This window comes from Brevibacillus reuszeri (genome assembly GCF_001187725.1).
Classification (GTDB): Bacteria; Bacillota; Bacilli; order Brevibacillales; family Brevibacillaceae; genus Brevibacillus; species Brevibacillus reuszeri.
Window position 1 is genome coordinate 748,686 of sequence record NZ_LGIQ01000007.1, and the last position, 17,541, is coordinate 766,226.

Below are 17,541 nucleotides of genomic sequence, written 5' to 3' on the forward strand. Positions count from 1 at the left end.
TCGCCCGGAAAGGAGGAGCTTATGGGAAAAATTCAATTGCTGGATGAGCATCTCTCCAATATGATTGCCGCAGGTGAAGTGGTAGAAAGACCAGCATCGGTAGTGAAAGAGTTGGTGGAAAATGCGATTGATGCCTCTGCTACGGCAATCGAGATTCATGTCGAGGAAGGCGGACTCGAACTGATTCGCATCGTGGATAACGGACAAGGGATGGACAGAGAAGATTGCTCCCTGGCTTTCGAACGTCATGCGACGAGCAAGATCAAAAATGCCCGTGACCTGTTTCGGATTCGTACCCTTGGCTTTCGCGGCGAGGCTCTCCCAAGTATAGCCGCCGTTTCCCGCATGGAGTTGACGAGCAGTCAATCAAGCAGTCAAATCGGGACACGGATTTCAATTGAAGGCGGCATGTTAGGCGAAGCACAGGATGTCGCTGCAGTAAGGGGAACAGAGATTTGTGTTCGCAGCCTGTTCTTCAATACTCCAGCACGTTTGAAATACATGAAGTCCATTGCCACAGAAGTAGGGCATATTTCGGATTACGTGAACAGACTTGCCCTTACCCATCCATCAATTTCGTTTACTTTGACTCATAATGGGAAGTCGCTGCTGCAAACATCAGGTGACGGCAAGCTGCTCCATGTCATGGCAGCGATTTATGGGGTCCAGGTAGCCAAGCTCCTCTTGCCGATAGCAGGTGAAACCCTTGATTTTCGCTGGAGCGGTTTTTTGTCCAAAACGGAAGTAACGCGTGCAAACCGGTCCTACCTCTCGACGCTTGTGAACGGGAGATATGTCCGCAGCTATTCGTTGAATAATGCGATCATGAGAGGCTACCATACTCTTTTGCCGATCGGACGTTATCCGATTGTAGCTCTGCAGATTGAAATGGACCCCACACTTGTGGATGTAAACGTTCATCCTGCGAAGCTGGAGGCTAAATTCAGTAAAGAGGATGAGCTTTGTAGTGCGATTGAGCAATCGGTAAAAGAGACGTTACGAGAAGGACTGGGCATCGTTCGCCCTATGGCGAGTGCCTCCAAGGCAAAGGTCGTAAACCAGATCGTCCAGCCGCAATTTGATCTTCAGCTGCCGACGCCTACAGCTTCTCCTGCGATTTCTTCGGGAATCGGAGCGAGTCCGCGTTTGCTGGAATGGATGACAAAGCAGGAGTATTCGCGAAAAGAGCCGGAAGTCACAACTACTCAGTTGGAAATGGAGCAAGCCGTTGAAAAATCAGCGGTCATGGAGGCTACAGTCTGGTACGAAAGTGACAGCTTGCAAGCGGTAACGACGCAGAACGTGCATAGGCAACAGGTAGAGGAACTGGTCAGTTCGCAAGAATCGCATGTAGCAGAGACCGAGAATCAGGTTGTGCAAGATACAGTTCAGGTAGCTGTACCTGAATCTGCTGCGGAGGAGGTTTATAACTTGCCTGCAGATACTCCTCAGGCACAAGAGGATGAATCTGCCGTCCCAGTGATGTATCCCGTTGGACAAGTACATGGTACGTATATCGTTGCTCAAAATGATGACGGGATGTACCTGATCGATCAGCACGCCGCGCAGGAGAGAATTTTCTACGAGTTTTTCATGAAGAAGCTGGAAAGTGAAGATGTGACCAGCCAGATGATGCTCTTTCCTCATACAGTGGAGTATACGACAGCAGAAGCAGCCAAGCTGGAAAAGAGACTGCCTCAGCTGCAATCCTTTGGCTTGGAGATAGAAGCATTCGGGGGGCGGACTTTTATCGTGCGGGCGCACCCACATTGGTTTCCAGAAGGGGCAGAGCTGGAGGTCATTGAAGAATTGATCCAATTTGTACTGGAGGCTGGAGAGGGCAGCCAAGCGAACGTAGTCCAAATGCGAGAAAAAGCGGCGATCATGATGTCCTGCAAAGCCTCGATTAAAGCAAACCGTTTTTTGACACATGCAGAGATGGAAAGCCTGTTGAATCAGCTTCGGGTAAGTAGCAGTCCGTTTACTTGCCCGCACGGCAGGCCGATCGTGATTCATTTTTCCGGGTATGATCTGGAGAAGATGTTTAAAAGGGTTATGTAAGTAGACAGCCTTTATTGTGTAAAGGAGCAGCTATTGCACATCGACAGTAATATGGCTGTAAGTGTTTAACATTATCTAAATACTTGAGCGCCCCAAATGTTGAATACGTTTTTGGGGCGCTTGCTTTGCTCATGCTTCCATAGATTTTACTAAAGTATAGAGTTTGTTTATCGTTTTCCAATTACGCACAGTAGAAGGTACATTCAACTTAAAAAGATTATTCGCTAGCTTAGAATTACGGACCCCTTCACGGAGCAATAAATAGACTTCACGATCTTGAACATGATATTCATCCATTTCAGACGCAAATTCTTTAAGCAGTTCGATTCTTTCTTGTGAAGGTGATTGGAGCAGCATGGATACGTAAAAAGTCTCTACCTGTTTCGATGCTTGTGCTTCTTTTCGTACTTCCTCAGAAAATGGACAGTTTTCAATAATTTGTTCTAGCTCTTCGGATGTTCTTATTACCACGGTGACCGAAATAGAAAAAACCTTCTCAATTTCGTGTTCTATTCGTTTACGCAGTGATTCTGCATCTTCTGTGGATGTAAACACTACATTCCCACTTTGAATGTATGTTTGTACTCGTTCGAAGCCCATCGATTGAAACATACTTTTTAATTCTGCCATCTTGATTTTATTGTGTCCACCTACGTTGATACCTCTTAATAGTGCAATGTTAATTGTCATTCAATCATCCCTCTGATTCCATGTTCGGTTCATTACTTATTCTTCTCTTCAGTAGTTTAGTTGAATAACTTTTCTTTTTTCAACTACCCCACGTATTTATGTGTTTAGGCTTAATGAAACACTTCATGGTTTTTTGGTTGATTCTACAACCTCCAAAAAGTGCGCATTGTACATAATTCCGCGGATGTTCCCAAAAGGATCAACTACGGAAGCAGTGATAAAACCCGGACCGCGTTCTATAGGTTCCTCGTATTTCGTTGCTCCCATAGTCAGTAGCTTATCGAAAATCGCTGTCACATCATCAACGTGCCAGTACACGATAGCGCCGGATGGGCTTGTTGCGAGGCGATTGGGTGCGTATCGGCTATCAATGACACCCAGCTCATGCTGAAAGTCACCAAGACGAAATTCAAAATATCCTGGGCGTTCAAAGTATGGCTCGACTCCAAAAAGTTCGGTGTACCACTGTTTTGCTACCGCCAGATCAGAAGCCCAGAAGCTAATCGTGCTGAGTCCACGAAATGTCGTGGTAATGCCCATAATTGACTCCTCCTCACTATTTTATTAGTAAGTTTATTGCTGTTATTGGAAAGCGAATGACTCTTTCTTTTATTGTGATAGTGATCAGCTGACAAGAACTGTCAGTGAACTAGTGTTGTTTAAAAAATTTTTCAATCCTACCCCCAAAAAAGAGACTGCCATTTACGGCAGCCTTTTTGAGTTTCCTGTTTCCTGATATGGTAAAAATTTGAACCAGTATTATCCCGGCACAGGTCCTTCAATCGTAAGAACCACATCGACATATCCATCTGCTTTGATAACTACTTGATAGATTTTGGATTGGGGGAACAAGTTCGGAGAAAAGGCCAGTATTTTCTCCATTCCAACTCCAGGATCATAGTAATCGTATCCACCAGGCCATTCTTCATGTAAGATCTTCAGTTCATTTTTTACAGTTCCTACGACTGAATACAATTTAACACTCGTAATCTTGTCGTAATACTCAGGATCCTCGAAGCTAATGCGGGTATCAACTATTCTGTCAAAATCAAGCGTTTTCCCTTGGCTATTCTCGTCTTATCCCTTTTGGTTTATAACGAGCCTACACCGTGCGAGCGACTTTCATCGCACACGGCGTTCCACCAACAGATGAAGAAGTAAACATTTACAATGGGCAATTTATAGTATGAAAGGTGCAGATATATTCAGCTACTAACTAAAGTTAGTAATTTGCGCATGACAAAATAAAAGGAAGCCCAGCTTTCAGGGCACCCTATTTATGTTCCGATTATTAAATGGTTTTATCATAATTGACGGAACCGATCAGATTGATAATCAGGATATAAAAAGGAAAAGAAAGCAATGCACCTATTGCAACAAGACCTGTAGCTGGATTAGGGTCATCCCCTCCATAGGTTATTGGGAAGTAAGAGGCAAATAAATATCCAAAGAGAACAAAATACGGAACCCAGAGGATAATCGTCCAGTAATTCATTTTTCTCCCGTTCAACCACTTGTTTGTCAGAAAAAAGAAAAGTGTTGTGCCCAGTATAAATCCAACGATCGTCGCTATACCGCTTCCTATAGTTACGGCACCAATATCTATACCTGTTATTCTACTGATTCGATAAACATTAACCATAAGTTCGAGAGGAACAAATATCATAAGAGCATAGAGTATGCTGATCACATTTAACTTTATGAAATGCTTCAATTTGAGATCCCCTTTCCTGTTAAACAATGCCGATAGTAAGTACGGCTACGTTAGATATTGGTTACGACAAACGAGTGATAAAAAGGGGGCCGAAAGCAAAAAATCCACGCTCTTTGTACGGAGCGTGGAAGTAAAAAGCCGATTTATTTTGAGGGCAGCTTGATCGTCATTTTGCCTATTATTTGATTGAATGGAATGGGACCCATCATTCTGCTATCTAGACTATTTAAACGATTATCACCTAATACGAATATTGCATCTTCAGGAATCGTTATTGGTCCGAAATCTTCCGTTAGCATGAGATTTTGTTCTTGAGCTTCATTTTTAACGGATGCCAAGTATGGTTCATCGGTCACTTTACTATCTATGTAGAGGATATCATTTCTATACTCAAGTGACTCTCCTGGCAACCCAATCACCCTTTTCACGAATTGCCGATTTTTTTCTGCTTGGAAAATAACGATATCTCCACGCTGGATAGGGTGAGAGTCATAGTAAGTTTTATCAACGAAAAAGCGATCTTCGTTGTTTAAGGCAGGAACCATGCTATCACCTTCAGAAACAAAAATGCGTTTGGATTGGTCAGGTTGGACAGAAGCAAAACTTGTGAGTAAAAGCGTCAGCATGAGGAGGACTGCTTTCATTTGTATCACCTCATTGATTTTTAACGCGAATCGAGTTACGCCAGAGCACAAAGAAAAGGATGAATAAGTGCCTGTGTATCCATATTGTACCATAACAAGCGCTTCAAGCATCGCGATGACACTAAGGTGTATTATTTTCACAGGATAAATTAGGTTTTATTGAGAAACCTATACGTTAAGCGCATAGGGAGGAAGTAGATTTAAATGCACCCCACCATTATCATATGACCGAAAATCTGGTGGGGCCGTATGTGAGAGCATGATCAAAAATGACAATGGAGGCGCCATGAAAAGACTTTTCCTACAAATTTCTTTCGTTGTCACTTCCATTCTCATGGTTACTTTGACGCAAGGAGCTACTGCCAAATCAAAGTTTAGCCGGACCTATTATGAAGCTCTAGGGGTCGTTTGGGATGTTCACACGAAGGAAAAAATGATTGCACTGACTTTTGACGATGGTCCAAATCAATTATATACACCACAGATTCTCGACGTATTGAAACAGTATGGCGCCAAATCCACCTTCTTTGTCAATGGGAATCAGGTGAAGAAATTTCCGGAACTGGTGAGACGGCAGGTGCGGGAAGGGCATGAGCTTGGAAATCACACAACAAATCATGGTAAAATATGGAAAATGACAAAGGAACAAATCTTACAGGAGATAGCTGGTACAGAGGAGGCTATTATTTCAGCAACGGGACAGAAGCCGCCCAAATTGTTTCGACCACCTAGCGGGTACATTGATCCAACAGTAGTGAGTGTGGTCAAAGAAGCCGGTTATTCCTATGTATTGTGGTCATTTCATCTGGACACCCAGGATTGGAAACGTCCGGGCGTAGGAAAAATCGTCAGTAAGGTTGTCAATGGAGCACGCAGAGGCAATATTGTTTTGTTTCATGATCACGGTGGCAATCGGAAACAGACAGTACGGGCTTTAAAACGAATTCTTCCCATTCTAAAAAAGAGAGGGTACCGATTTGTTACCGTCTCCGAACTGGTTCAGGAAGCAAATCTTCGAGAACTACATACAATCCACCGTATGGATTAAAGAACCCGTTTCGGCGTATTGCAGATACGGGTCTTTTCGTTTTTTGTTTTCATTCAGGTCGTCATATGAGCTTGCAGCGCTTGTTTATTCTTTGTTGATCGTTGGATGATACAATCTATCTGCCCATTGTAAGTAGCAATTGCTTGAATGTTCCTTCTGCTGATGGAACGCCGTATGCGATGAAAGTCGCATGTACGGTGTAGGCTCGTTATAAGCCGATAAGGGATAAGACGAGAATAGCGATTCAACACCTCCGAATGGACTTAGCGCGCCGTTGACAGGAAAACAAAAAGAGGACAGTACAACCGTTGCTGCAATCACTCTCGTAGACGATGATGCTGCCACGGAAGGGGTAGATCATTACATTGTGTTTGTGGGTCTCAATGTAGCACCCGGAACAAATCAATTCAGTGATAAGTATCAGATAGTGGCTTCAGCAGGAAAACGTGATATTGACCTGTCGTCGTTAATAAATGGTGATCTCACACCAGATGATGGAGATCACGTCTATTTTACTGTAGTCGCAGTCGACGATGCTGATCATGTTTCCAATCCAAAAGGAAATGACAGCACGATGATCGTTTGGGATAAAGCAGGACCTGGTAAACCGACGGGTCTTACGTTCGTTGATAATCCAGGTATGAATACGATGACGTATTCCTGGAACGACCAAACCAGTGATGATGATTTGGATCATTTTGAAGTATATTTTAATAATGGTTCAGAAGCTACGCCAGAAAATAATGGCGTGAAGAAAACGTATGAAAGTAACTACAGAGGAAATAATCTGGTCCGGGGTGTTGGAAAGATTCTCGATCTACTTGATGTAAAAGAAGGAGACGAAATTCATATAACGGTCTACGCTGTTGATCGTTTTGGAAATCGCTCCGAGCCTGCAAAAATCAGTGCCATCTATTCTTTAGTGAATTAGATCTATGAGCCAACCTCTTTAAAAGCACGTCACAAGTATCATTTGACTTTTGATCGAAGCCCTTCTACCGGGATACGGGGGAGGGCTTTTTCACATGTTTCTCCTTGACATTGCTATCCTCATTTTTATATGATGATCCAATGGCTTGAACTGTCCGGAAAAGAAAATTCTTTTGAGGAGGTCAATAAGATGCATGTTGTAGTGACAGCGTACCAGGATGATTGGGAGCAAGAGTTTGAAGAGGAGTCTCACAAAATAAAAGAAATTTTGGGGAACGAGCTCGTTCATATTTATCACATCGGTAGCACTGCTGTCCCAGGTTTGAAAGCAAAACCAATTATTGATATCATGCCAGTAGTAAAAGAGATCAGCAAAATTGATTCGTTTAATGAGCAAATGAAGAGTCTTGGCTATGAATGCATGGGCGAGCTTGGCATGAAAGGAAGACGATACTTCCGAAAAGGCGGGGATCATCGCACGCATCAAGTGCATGTATTTCAGGAGGATAACAAAAAAGATATTACTCGTCATTTGGCGGTAAGAGATTACCTCCGAGCGCATCCAGATGAAGCAGCTCTTTACGGAAATGTAAAGGAAAGCCTCGCCAGACAGTACCCAAGAGACATTGAATCGTACATGGATGGAAAAGATGCGTTTGTACAAGAGCTTGAAAAAAAAGCGCTGGCTTGGCATAACATGGGTTAGAATAGATCATGCAGGAAGATGAAAAGGATTGGGCGAAGGTTACACTTTGTCCACTCCTTTATTTCTGATTTCAATCATCTTCCTAGACATTCAGGTAATGAGATCAACTGATGGCTGTGCTCTTGGGTGTGTAAGAACTAGAAATGATGAAATATTCACAAAAAATGAGTGAGAAAGGAGCAGTACTTGGCAAAATATTTCGCCAAATAACGAAATGAAAAAGAGCCATATTCTATTGCTACTTGGGTTACTATTAGTCATTTTATCCAGCTCGCGACTTCTGTGGATGGAGTTTTTTAGTGATCAAAAACGCATGGACATCAAGGGTGGTCAACTTGATTTGCGTGATTGGAATGCAGGAGAGAGTGACGTACTTTTACTCGATGGAGAATGGGAGTTTTATCCTCAACAGTGGTTGATGGATGGTAGACATAAAAAAGTATTAGGCGAAAAGCATCCAAAGCTTATTCAGGTTCCTGGTGGATGGAATGAAGCTTTGCGGGCTGAAAAGCCAACCTCTTATGGTTTTGGTTCTTATCGTGTGCGTCTGTATGTGAATCCGGCGAAAGAGCTGAATTATAGTATTCGCGTACCCAGTGTGCGCACAGCTTCAGAGGTATACGTAAATGGCCGATTGCTGGCGAAATCCGGGAGTGTTGCGGAAACGAAGGATGAGTATACGGCGAAAAATCTGCCTTACTCTACAACCTTTACAGCAGACGAGAACGGCGTGATTGAACTGGTGATTCAGGCTTCCAATTACGAGGATAGTCGAAGCAGCGGTATTGTTCGCTCAATCAAATTCGGTTTAGAAGACGCCATTGCAAAGGAAATGAAAGTTTCTTCTTCCATGCAGCTTCTGGCCGCGATCATATTTTTTATGCATTCGGTCTATGCGCTTATCTTGTTTTTACTAGGAAATCGGGAAAAAAAGCTGCTCTTTTTCTCATTGCTAACACTATGTGTAACACTTACGAATGTATTGAGTAATGATGAGAAGCTGTTCCATCAAATATTTTACATCGGCTATTATTGGGACTATCGGCTAGCGAATGTTGCTCTTGTTATTGGGTTTTATGCTTTGCTAGAGTGTACGGAGCATCGTGGGCTTCCTTATTGGAGGAGGATTCATCGCTATTTTTCTGCTTTGCATTTGGGGACTGCGGGCATTACTCTGTTTTTAGCCCCCGCCCAGATCATCATGCTTTTCCCACTCTATTCTCTACTGGTTACAATCGCAACATCGATTACGATCATAGCTATTTTTAAAAAAGTAATGAAGGATATAAAGAGTCATCTTTTACTGCTTTTTTCGATTCTTGCGCTGGTTCACCATTTAATTTGGTATTTAATCTGGCGTGATTATGGTTTGAGTCTTGTCTACTATCCATTTGATCTGATTATCGCGATGGGCTGTTTTGCGTCCTTATGGTTTCATGATTACTTTAGCATGCATGTGAACACAAAGGACCTTGCTGCTACCTTGCAACGAATGAATGATCATAAGGATCAATTCTTGGCGAATACTTCCCATGAATTCAAAAATCCGCTTCATGGCATTCTGAACATGTCGCAATCCGTATTAAAAAGGGAACGGCATTTGCTGCAGGAAAGAAGCATCAAAGAGCTAGAAACGGTGTTATCTGTCGGACGTCGGCTGTCACTCATCTTGAATGATTTGATTGATGTGATGAGCTTGCGGGAAGGGAATCCACGTTTACAGCAAAAGGTCATTTTCATACAGCCAATCGTGACAGGAGTACTTGATTTGCTGCGATTTTACGTGGAAGTAAAGCCAGTAAAAATTGTAAATCGCATTCCAGAAGATTTCCCACCCGTGATGGCAGATGAAAATCGGGTTGTGCAAATCGTTTTCAATCTTCTTCACAATGCAGTGAAATACATAAATGAAGGTGAAATCTCGATCCAAGCATTTGCAAAGGATGGAAGAGCTTATATTGTAATTACCGATACCGGCATCGGAATGAACGAGGAGATGCTTCTGCGCCTATTCCGCCCTTATGAGCAAGCAAGCGCTAGTGAGAACATGATCGAAGGTGGCTTTGGACTAGGATTAAGCATAAGCAAACAACTCGTTGAGCTACATGGAGGTATGCTGGAAGTAACCTCTGCCTTAGGAGAGGGCTCTCAGTTTACGTTTTCGCTGCAGCTGGCTGATTTGAAAGCGGAGAAAGAAAATGAATCCTCGAAACCATTCGAACCGGTTGTCTTGCCATTTGTGCCCATTCAGAACGATTTTATTGACAAGCAGGTTCCACCGGACAAGAGACAAACTATCTTTTTCGATAGGATTCGGTATCGTCCACGTATTCTAATGGTTGATGATGACCCAGTCAACCTGCAAGTGCTTGAAGCAATTCTTCCACCTGATGAATATGAGGTAGCAATGGTTACAAGTGGCAAAGATGCGTTGGCACTACTTGATACAAAGGAATGGGATCTCGTCATTTCTGATATTATGATGCCGCAGATGTCCGGGTATGAGCTGACACGTTTGATTCGTAAACGATTTACACTCACGGAGCTCCCTGTTTTGCTCCTTACCGCGAGAAGCCAGCCTAAAGATATCCAAAGCGGCTTTTTAGCAGGGGCAAACGATTATGTCACCAAGCCAGTGGAAGCGATCGAAATCAGATCGCGAATTGATGCGCTAACCACAATCAGGCAAAGTGTTCGGGAACAATTAAAATTAGAAGCAGCATGGCTTCAAGCGCAAATCCAGCCACACTTTTTATTCAATGCCCTCCATGCCGTTATTGCCTTGAGTGATATTGATTTGAATAAGATGCGCACTTTGCTAAATGAGTTTAGCAATTATTTGCGGAACAAGTTTGAATTCCAAAATATGGATAATTTTGTTCCGATTGAAGATGAGCTAAACCTCGTACGCTCTTATCTATACATTGAAAAGGTTCGGTATGAGGAAAGACTACAGGTTGATTGGGAGCTCGATGATTGCAAGGACTTAAAAATCCCCTTTCTTACCATCCAGCCATTAGTTGAAAATGCAATCAGGCACGGGATTATGAAGCGTCCAAGCGGGGGCAAAATATGTATTCGGATTACCTGTTTTGATACTTATGCAAAGATATCTGTTGAAGATGACGGTATCGGAATGGATGATATTCAATTGCAACGAATATTGGAGAGGAAAGCAGACAGTCGATCCGGAGTAGGTTTAATCAATACGGATCAACGGTTAAAACGGCACTTCGGAACAGGACTTCATTTCGAGAGTACTCCAGGCATTGGAACAAAAGTATCGTTTCAAGTACATCATCAGGTGAACAACAGGCAATTCGGGTAACGGGTACTAAAAGGGCGCTCTCGATTACAAGAAAGCGTCCTGTCTATATTTCGGCCTATTCTAGATTTTAACTATGACAATAATACTTGAGGTTGACACTATGTGAAGGTTTATAATGTCTCAATCATCTTTTATCTTTCATCACATTAACAGTTAGGATGATCCAAGTGGGAGAGATTGAAAACACAAAGGTAGCAGCTGTATTCGAACAGTATCCACTACATATTCAGGAGAAGCTGTTTTTTCTCCGTAAACTCATTTTGGATACTGCAGCGGAAACAGATGGAGTTGATTCCGTGGAAGAGACATTAAAATGGGGCGAGCCTAGTTACGTCACGAAAAAAGGGAGCACCATTCGAATCGGTTGGAAAAATGCAGCACCGAATCGGTATGCCCTGTATTTTAACTGCAACACAAAGCTTGTCGAGACATTCAGGGAAATATACCAGGATAGCTTCAAATTTGAAGGCAACCGAGCGATTGTGTTCGATGAAGATGACGTTTTAGTTGTAGATGAATTAAAGCAATGTATTTTGGCAACGCTCACATACCATACACGAAAACATCTTCCTATGTTAGGATTATGATTTTTGGGATGGTGCGCCGCTGGACCCAAAGTTGTTATAAAGGATAGATAACAGACAGTTTTAATAGAGCTTTTCATGTAGCTGAACACGCGTATAAATGTAAACAGACGGGAGGATGATCAATATGGACAACGCGAAGCAACTGTTAAAAAGCTTACAATCATTGTCCGGTCCTTTCCCATTATTCGATCTAAACCTGCTGCCAGAAAACCCGGGAGAATTGTTCTTGCAATGGCTGAACGTGGCGATTGAGAAGGGTGTGAAAGAGCCTCATGCGATGACACTTTCTACAGTCGATGCTGACGGTTACCCGGATGCGCGTGTATTGATCTTGAAAAATGTAGTCGACGATACATTTTACTTCGCTTCCAGTTTTGAGAGTCGGAAAGGTCAGCAACTGAAACGTAACCCGAAAACGGCGTTAACCTTTTACTGGCCTGCTCTTGGCAGGCAGATCCGTTTGCGGGGTACAGTGGAGGATATGGGTGATGAGGCCGGGGCTGCCGATTTCCGTGAACGATCGGTGGAAGCCCGAGTCGTGGCGTTAACCGGAAACCAGAGTCGAGATCTTGGAAGCGAGGAAGAATTGGAGAATTCACTCGCTGAGCAGAGGGAGAGGATCAGCCACAATCCAGATATAGCAATCCTCAATTGGAGGCTGTATGCAATGAACGTGAAGGAGGCTGAGTTCTGGCAAGGGGATACGAACAGGAAGCATACGCGAATTCTATATGATTGGAGCGAAGGACAGTGGAAGCATCATAGGCTTTGGCCTTGATGCTATCTCTAACGCTCAGCACTTTATTCTGGATTAGCGGTCTACATATTCATAAAGCCTGCTTTTTTCGCGTAATACGGACAGACGCGATTTGTACGATCTCTGTGCAAGTATGGAAAGCGCGAATACGATACGAGAGAGTAGCGCACGTTCAGAGGCTTTCAGTGCTTTGAATAGCAGTCTCTGTTTATCTTACTTATACATTCTTCTAATCTTGGCGTAAATTTTATTGTGAATGTACTTTATTGGATTCTTCACGATTCTCCATCCCCGAATCACGTAATGAAACAGTTTACAAAAGCTTCCGTCTCATTAAAAGGGGGGAAGCAAATGAAAATGGAAAAAATGCTTGTAACAATGCTGTTAGCAACTATTTTGACAATGGGCTGCTCCAATCCAGAGCCACCAGCGTTAACCAATCCGTCTACTTATGGAGAACTTCCGAGTAAAGGAACGGAGCAAGATTTACAGGTCGAAATGTCTATGCCAAAAAAGAATTATGCTGCTGGAACAGAAAAGGTGAGTATTGAAGTAAAAAATCATGGATCAGTTCAGTTACTATATGGATTAGCCTATCAGGTAGAAAAGCGTGAGCAGGGCACTTGGTATGCGGTTCCGTTTCAGCCCAATACGGCATTTGTAGATATCGGGATCATTGTAGAGCCGAATCATATACGTGATGAAGAAATGAATCTGAAAATGCTTGATTATCCCATGACAAATGGGGAATACCGAATTATCAAAAGCTTTTACCTCAAAGGGAGGGAGTTAACACTTGCCACGTATTTTACAATTGGAGGAGAAACAAATGCGAATCCATAGAGAGGTCTGTTGGCAATATGGCACATAACATTGGCTCGATCAATGCTTGGCCATTCTCAAGGGGGATGTAATCGGACAATGCTAAGGAGGTACAAAGGAGTGTTCATCATGGAGACGGAACGTTTAACGCTTAGGCAGATGACGGAAGATGATGAAGACAATCTTATGCAGATTTTTTCCGATAGAGTCGCTATGCAATACTACACCTCGACGAAAACCAGAGAGCAAGCAAAAAACTGGATTCAATGGAATGCTCGCAATTATGAGGAGCATGGGGTAGGACTATGGATCTGTGAATGGAAAGATACCGGGGAATTCGTTGGACAGTGTGGAATCGTTCCTCAGCTTGTAGATGAGCAGCCTGAAATGGAGATCGGATATTTGTTTGTCCGAGCCTATTGGGGCAGAGGGCTTGCGACAGAAGCCGCTTTGGCAGCCAAACAGCATGGTTTCACGGCGATGGGACGAAATAGACTTATCTCTATGATTTACAAACCGAATCTACCATCGATTCAGGTAGCCAAACGGATCGGAATGTCACTGGAAAAAGAAACGCGCATCAACAACCGGGAAACGTTCATTTTTTCGGTTCATGCCAAAAATGATTAAGGTGAAAGATATGACGTAAAGCGTGAGAAATGGACAGCCATTGCCGAGATGAGCGTGGTTTGAGGCCACCTGAGCAAAAAGACCCTTAACGTTTGAGGGTCTTTTTGACATAGGACAAAAGGCGTCAATGGAAAATCATGCTTGCGCCCGACGCGGGGGAATAAAAACATGGTATAGTAGGAAAGGTGGAAGGAAAACAGTTTGGTGCAGATTCTATTTGACCGCCAAAATAATCCTGCTTACAATAAAAGAGTTTCCGTCCAAAACGGACGAAGACGCAAGAAAGGGTAAGATACGTGATTGTTACCACAGGACTTGAGCCTGCTCAAGAAACCTTGCGCCATGCAGAAAATTTGGCGAACACCTTTGGACTGCAGGTAGTAAAACGCGGCGATCTTTCCCTGAGTCAGCTACGAAGGCGACAAAATGACCAGGAAGTATTAGTTGTTTCTGCGCAGGGAGCACGGTTGGAAGTGCCGGGAAAAAAGCCGTTCTTTTTTCATCCGAATACATCAGCCTTTCGTATAAAGCGACTTATGCGCGGCGATACTGATACTATGCTTGCTGTTTGCCAAATTCAACCAGGAGACACCGTTTTGGATGCGACATTGGGTTTGGGGGCTGACGCCATCGTCTTTTCTCACGCGACTGGAACTGAGGGAAAAGTTGTTGGTATCGAATCTGAGCGTGTGCTTGCTGTTCTGGTAGAGGATGGAATGCAGCATTGGTCATCTGACTCCGCTGCTCTGGTGGAAGCCATGCGTCGCGTTGAGGTGCGGTGCACAAACCATCTGGAGGAGCTGAAAAGACTTCCTGACCATTCCATTGATGTCGTTTATTTTGATCCCATGTTTGAAATGACGGTGCAAAGCTCATCAGGAATCGCTGGAGTCCGCGAGTTTGCCAATCAACAGCCACTTCATGACGAGGCTGTATCGGAGGCTTTGCGAGTTGCCAGAAAACGCGTGGTATGTAAAGAAGGAAAAACTGGCAGGATGTATGAGCGCTTTGGTTTTATCCCATATCGCTCCGGTGGCCAACAGGTCGTGTACAGCTACAAAGAGATAGGTGGAGGGGAGTGACCTTGCACAAGAGAGAAAAGCTTGTCGTCATCGTTGGACCAACAGCCGTTGGTAAAACCAATCTTAGCCTGGAGCTGGCAAGTGAGTTCGAGGGTGAGATCATTTCCGGAGATTCTATGCAGGTCTACCGAGGAATGGACATTGGGACAGCAAAAGCGAGTCCCAGCGAGCTGGCTACGGTGCCGCATCATCTCATTGATATCAAAGATCCAGATGAGGAGTACTCGGTTGCTATTTTCCAGGAGAGTGCTGCCCGCCTCATTACGGATATGAACCAGCGTGCACGTCTTCCGTTCATTGTAGGTGGAACGGGTCTCTACATAGAATCGGTAACTCATCGTTTCCAATTTTCATCGACCTCACAAGATCCAGAGCTGCGGGAACGGCTACAGCGTATGGCAGATACGGAAGGAGCAGAAGCGCTTCATGCCCGGCTAGCCGACGTCGATCCCATCACAGCTGAAAGGCTTCATCCGAACGACGTAAAACGGGTGATTCGTGCGATCGAAATTTATGAGAGCAGCGGATATAAAATGTCCGACTTTCAACTGCGAGCGCAGCACTCCCCGTACGAGGTGGTCATTATCGGTCTAACCATGGACCGTGCCAAACTGTACGAGCGGATCAATCACCGTGTTGAACTGATGATAGAGGCAGGATTGATTGAGGAAGTAAGGGGCTTGCTGGACCGTGGATATGATCCTTCACTCGTCTCCATGCAAGGCCTGGGATACAAGGAGCTGATTCCCTACCTGTACGGGGAGATCACGCTTGAGAAGGCGATCAATGATATCCAAAAGCGAACAAGGAATTTTGCAAAACGACAGCTGTCATGGTTCCGTCGTATGCCCGAAATTCAATGGTTTGACATGACAGATCCGGCAGATCAGCCGAATAACGTGCAAACTATCAAGCAGATATTGGCAGGAAAGTTTCAACAATTGCCGAATATATAACATACAAGTCCTTTTAGGGGGTAGTGTACATGAAACAGACGATCAATATTCAAGATACGTTCTTGAACCATTTGCGGAAAGAAAATATCGCGGTTACCATTTATCTGGTGAACGGATTTCAATTGCGCGGGTATATTAAAGCGTTCGATAATTTCACTATCGTGATTGATAGCGAAGGTAAGCAACAGTTAGTATACAAGCACGCGATCTCTACATTCACTCCGCAACGTCCGGTGTCTTTGATGTCACAGGAAAACAACCAACAGTAGCACGTGCACTGCACCCAGCCAGGATACTCGTGATCCTGGCTTTTTTCTTTTTAACGAAAGATAAGAAAAAGGATAAGGAGCAAGTCCTTATCCCAAATCGTACAAAAGGTAGCTGGTTTATGAAATCGACTTTTTCGCACGAATCATAAATGTATAGCAGAGGATAGATCCAAGTGTAGCTACGGTAATGATAATCCCCATAGGGACAGCGGTTTGATTACCCGCAATACCAACGAGTGGGGCAACAATTCCTCCGCTGATGAAGGAGAGCAAGCCTTGCAGGGCAGAAGCGCTTCCCGCTGCCTTGCTTTGATTTTGCATCGCCAATGAAAAACCAGTCGCACCGACGATACCGACACTCGATACAACAAAAAAGAGAGGGATCAGGACAGCAACAAGACCAGCGTCTAAAAGAATCATGGAAAGAAGCGTAATGCCCCCGATCGCTGCGATGGAGATTCCGCAGACAAACAGAGTCGTTTCTTTTACTTTCCCAGCCAGCTTGCCTGTTATCTGGCTGGCCAGAATAATTCCGACCCCATTGGTGGCAAAAATTAAGCTGAAGCCCTGTGGAGATACGCCAAAAATTTGCTGAAACACAAATGGAGAACCGGATATATAAGCGAACATGGCAGCTGTTACGAGACCTTGAGAGAGGGCATAGCCCATAAACACACGGTCTTTAAACAAATTGGAGAAGGTAGCAAGTGTGTTGCCGATACCTGCCTTGGAACGCCGATCTGTTGGTAGAGTCTCGGGAAGACCAAGCAAGACGGTAAAAAACATGATAACACCGATTAATCCCAGAACGACAAACACACCATGCCAGGTTGTCACTTGCAAAAGCTGTCCTCCCGCAATTGGCGCTGCGATCGGCGCTATTCCGTTAATCAGCATCAAAAGCGCAAAGAACTTGGTTAGCTCTGTTCCTGAGTACAGGTCCCTGACGGTTGCACGGGCAATGACGATTCCTGCTGAGCCAGCCATCCCTTGAACAAAGCGAAGCAGAACAAACGTCCAAATGGATGGTGCGACTGCACACAAAAAGGAGGAAATAGCGTACAAAATAAGGCCGATGAGAAGAGGCGTGCGCCGACCCCGAACATCGCTGAGTGGCCCTGCGAACAATTGTCCGACTGATAAGCCGATTAGACAGGCAGTAAGACTCAGCTGAGCCATTGAGGTAGTCGTTTGCAGGTCACCCTCCAGCATTGGAAGAGCGGGTAAGTACATATCAAGGGAGAGCGGTCCAAAAGCAGAGAGCGAACCCAAAATAACCGCCATCCAGAGCCTTCTCGATTTATTCCCCGTAAGCGA

The 17,541-nt window shown here is 44.2% G+C and carries 18 protein-coding genes; 12 read left to right on the forward strand and 6 right to left on the reverse strand.

From position 1 onward, the window contains the following. Positions 1 to 21: 21 nt before the first annotated feature. Positions 22 to 2,061 (forward strand): DNA mismatch repair endonuclease MutL, encoded by a 2,040-nt coding sequence (gene mutL / locus ADS79_RS13345; protein ID WP_049738875.1) that lies wholly within the window; start codon positions 22 to 24, stop codon positions 2,059 to 2,061. 129 nt (positions 2,062 to 2,190) lie between these two features. Here mutL and ADS79_RS13350 read toward each other — a convergent pair whose 3' ends face one another. The 5 genes from ADS79_RS13350 to lepB form a co-directional block, all read right to left on the reverse strand. After that, positions 2,191 to 2,751 (reverse strand): DUF1697 domain-containing protein, encoded by a 561-nt coding sequence (locus tag ADS79_RS13350; protein WP_049738876.1) that lies wholly within the window; start codon positions 2,749 to 2,751, stop codon positions 2,191 to 2,193. A 123-nt stretch (positions 2,752 to 2,874) separates the two neighbouring features. Then, positions 2,875 to 3,291 (reverse strand): VOC family protein, encoded by a 417-nt coding sequence (locus ADS79_RS13355; protein WP_049738877.1) that lies wholly within the window; start codon positions 3,289 to 3,291, stop codon positions 2,875 to 2,877. Positions 3,292 to 3,510: 219 nt separating this feature from the next. After that, on the reverse strand, positions 3,511 to 3,789 hold the full coding sequence (locus ADS79_RS13360; protein ID WP_420835285.1) for a hemoblobin-interacting domain-containing protein: 279 nt from the start codon (positions 3,787 to 3,789) through the stop codon (positions 3,511 to 3,513). Between the two features lie 253 nt (positions 3,790 to 4,042). Next, positions 4,043 to 4,465 carry a hypothetical protein gene (locus ADS79_RS13365; protein ID WP_049738879.1) on the reverse strand — a complete coding sequence of 141 codons (423 nt, stop codon included), beginning with the start codon at positions 4,463 to 4,465 and terminating at the stop codon, positions 4,043 to 4,045. Between the two features lie 143 nt (positions 4,466 to 4,608). Next, a complete protein-coding gene (gene lepB, locus ADS79_RS13370; protein ID WP_049738880.1) occupies positions 4,609 to 5,109 on the reverse strand; it encodes a signal peptidase I in 501 nt (166 codons plus the stop codon). A 286-nt stretch (positions 5,110 to 5,395) separates the two neighbouring features. Here lepB and ADS79_RS13375 point away from each other — a divergent pair, with 286 nt between their 5' ends. The 11 genes from ADS79_RS13375 to hfq all read left to right on the forward strand — a co-directional run bounded on the left by ADS79_RS13375 (position 5,396) and on the right by hfq (position 16,224). Continuing rightward, positions 5,396 to 6,157 (forward strand): polysaccharide deacetylase family protein, encoded by a 762-nt coding sequence (locus ADS79_RS13375; RefSeq protein ID WP_049739089.1) that lies wholly within the window; start codon positions 5,396 to 5,398, stop codon positions 6,155 to 6,157. 274 nt (positions 6,158 to 6,431) lie between these two features. Then, positions 6,432 to 7,088 carry a hypothetical protein gene (locus ADS79_RS13380; RefSeq protein ID WP_049738881.1) on the forward strand — a complete coding sequence of 219 codons (657 nt, stop codon included), beginning with the start codon at positions 6,432 to 6,434 and terminating at the stop codon, positions 7,086 to 7,088. A 189-nt stretch (positions 7,089 to 7,277) separates the two neighbouring features. Further along, a complete protein-coding gene (locus tag ADS79_RS13385) occupies positions 7,278 to 7,793 on the forward strand; it encodes a GrpB family protein (RefSeq protein WP_049738882.1) in 516 nt (171 codons plus the stop codon). Between the two features lie 214 nt (positions 7,794 to 8,007). Then, entirely contained in the window at positions 8,008 to 11,121 is a 3,114-nt protein-coding gene (locus ADS79_RS13390; protein WP_049738883.1) for an ATP-binding response regulator, read from the forward strand. Positions 11,122 to 11,288: 167 nt separating this feature from the next. Beyond that, on the forward strand, positions 11,289 to 11,708 hold the full coding sequence (locus ADS79_RS13395; RefSeq protein ID WP_201783404.1) for a DUF1801 domain-containing protein: 420 nt from the start codon (positions 11,289 to 11,291) through the stop codon (positions 11,706 to 11,708). A gap of 124 nt (positions 11,709 to 11,832) precedes the next feature. Then, the gene (locus tag ADS79_RS13400; protein WP_049738885.1) at positions 11,833 to 12,486 is read left to right on the forward strand and encodes a pyridoxine/pyridoxamine 5'-phosphate oxidase; all 654 of its coding nucleotides are present in this window, start codon (positions 11,833 to 11,835) and stop codon (positions 12,484 to 12,486) included. A 330-nt stretch (positions 12,487 to 12,816) separates the two neighbouring features. Next, the gene (locus tag ADS79_RS13405; RefSeq protein ID WP_049738886.1) at positions 12,817 to 13,308 is read left to right on the forward strand and encodes an immunoglobulin-like domain-containing protein; all 492 of its coding nucleotides are present in this window, start codon (positions 12,817 to 12,819) and stop codon (positions 13,306 to 13,308) included. Between the two features lie 108 nt (positions 13,309 to 13,416). Then, on the forward strand, positions 13,417 to 13,917 hold the full coding sequence (locus ADS79_RS13410) for a GNAT family N-acetyltransferase (protein WP_236699971.1): 501 nt from the start codon (positions 13,417 to 13,419) through the stop codon (positions 13,915 to 13,917). A gap of 296 nt (positions 13,918 to 14,213) precedes the next feature. After that, a complete protein-coding gene (locus ADS79_RS13415) occupies positions 14,214 to 14,999 on the forward strand; it encodes a class I SAM-dependent methyltransferase (RefSeq protein ID WP_049738888.1) in 786 nt (261 codons plus the stop codon). Then, the gene (miaA, locus tag ADS79_RS13420; protein ID WP_049738889.1) at positions 14,996 to 15,955 is read left to right on the forward strand and encodes a tRNA (adenosine(37)-N6)-dimethylallyltransferase MiaA; all 960 of its coding nucleotides are present in this window, start codon (positions 14,996 to 14,998) and stop codon (positions 15,953 to 15,955) included. Before ADS79_RS13415 ends, miaA begins: the two co-directional genes overlap by 4 nt. Positions 15,956 to 15,984: 29 nt before the next feature. Further along, positions 15,985 to 16,224, forward strand: a complete 240-nt coding sequence (gene hfq / locus ADS79_RS13425; RefSeq protein WP_007719110.1) for an RNA chaperone Hfq — start codon at positions 15,985 to 15,987, stop codon at positions 16,222 to 16,224. Positions 16,225 to 16,341: 117 nt separating this feature from the next. Here hfq and ADS79_RS13430 read toward each other — a convergent pair whose 3' ends face one another. Then, positions 16,342 to 17,508, reverse strand: a complete 1,167-nt coding sequence (locus tag ADS79_RS13430) for a multidrug effflux MFS transporter (RefSeq protein WP_409362423.1) — start codon at positions 17,506 to 17,508, stop codon at positions 16,342 to 16,344. Positions 17,509 to 17,541: the final 33 nt, after the last annotated feature.

Coding starts and splice junctions, on each gene's coding strand:
- mutL (WP_049738875.1), top strand. CDS start 22: ATGGGAAAAATTCAATTGCTGGATGAGCATCTCTCCAATATGATTGCC.
- ADS79_RS13350 (WP_049738876.1), bottom strand. CDS start 2,751: ATGACAATTAACATTGCACTATTAAGAGGTATCAACGTAGGTGGACAC.
- ADS79_RS13355 (WP_049738877.1), bottom strand. CDS start 3,291: ATGGGCATTACCACGACATTTCGTGGACTCAGCACGATTAGCTTCTGG.
- lepB (WP_049738880.1), bottom strand. CDS start 5,109: ATGAAAGCAGTCCTCCTCATGCTGACGCTTTTACTCACAAGTTTTGCT.
- ADS79_RS13375 (WP_049739089.1), top strand. CDS start 5,396: ATGAAAAGACTTTTCCTACAAATTTCTTTCGTTGTCACTTCCATTCTC.
- ADS79_RS13385 (WP_049738882.1), top strand. CDS start 7,278: ATGCATGTTGTAGTGACAGCGTACCAGGATGATTGGGAGCAAGAGTTT.
- ADS79_RS13390 (WP_049738883.1), top strand. CDS start 8,008: ATGAAAAAGAGCCATATTCTATTGCTACTTGGGTTACTATTAGTCATT.
- ADS79_RS13400 (WP_049738885.1), top strand. CDS start 11,833: ATGGACAACGCGAAGCAACTGTTAAAAAGCTTACAATCATTGTCCGGT.
- ADS79_RS13405 (WP_049738886.1), top strand. CDS start 12,817: ATGAAAATGGAAAAAATGCTTGTAACAATGCTGTTAGCAACTATTTTG.
- ADS79_RS13410 (WP_236699971.1), top strand. CDS start 13,417: ATGGAGACGGAACGTTTAACGCTTAGGCAGATGACGGAAGATGATGAA.
- hfq (WP_007719110.1), top strand. CDS start 15,985: ATGAAACAGACGATCAATATTCAAGATACGTTCTTGAACCATTTGCGG.
- ADS79_RS13430 (WP_409362423.1), bottom strand. CDS start 17,508: ATGGCGGTTATTTTGGGTTCGCTCTCTGCTTTTGGACCGCTCTCCCTT.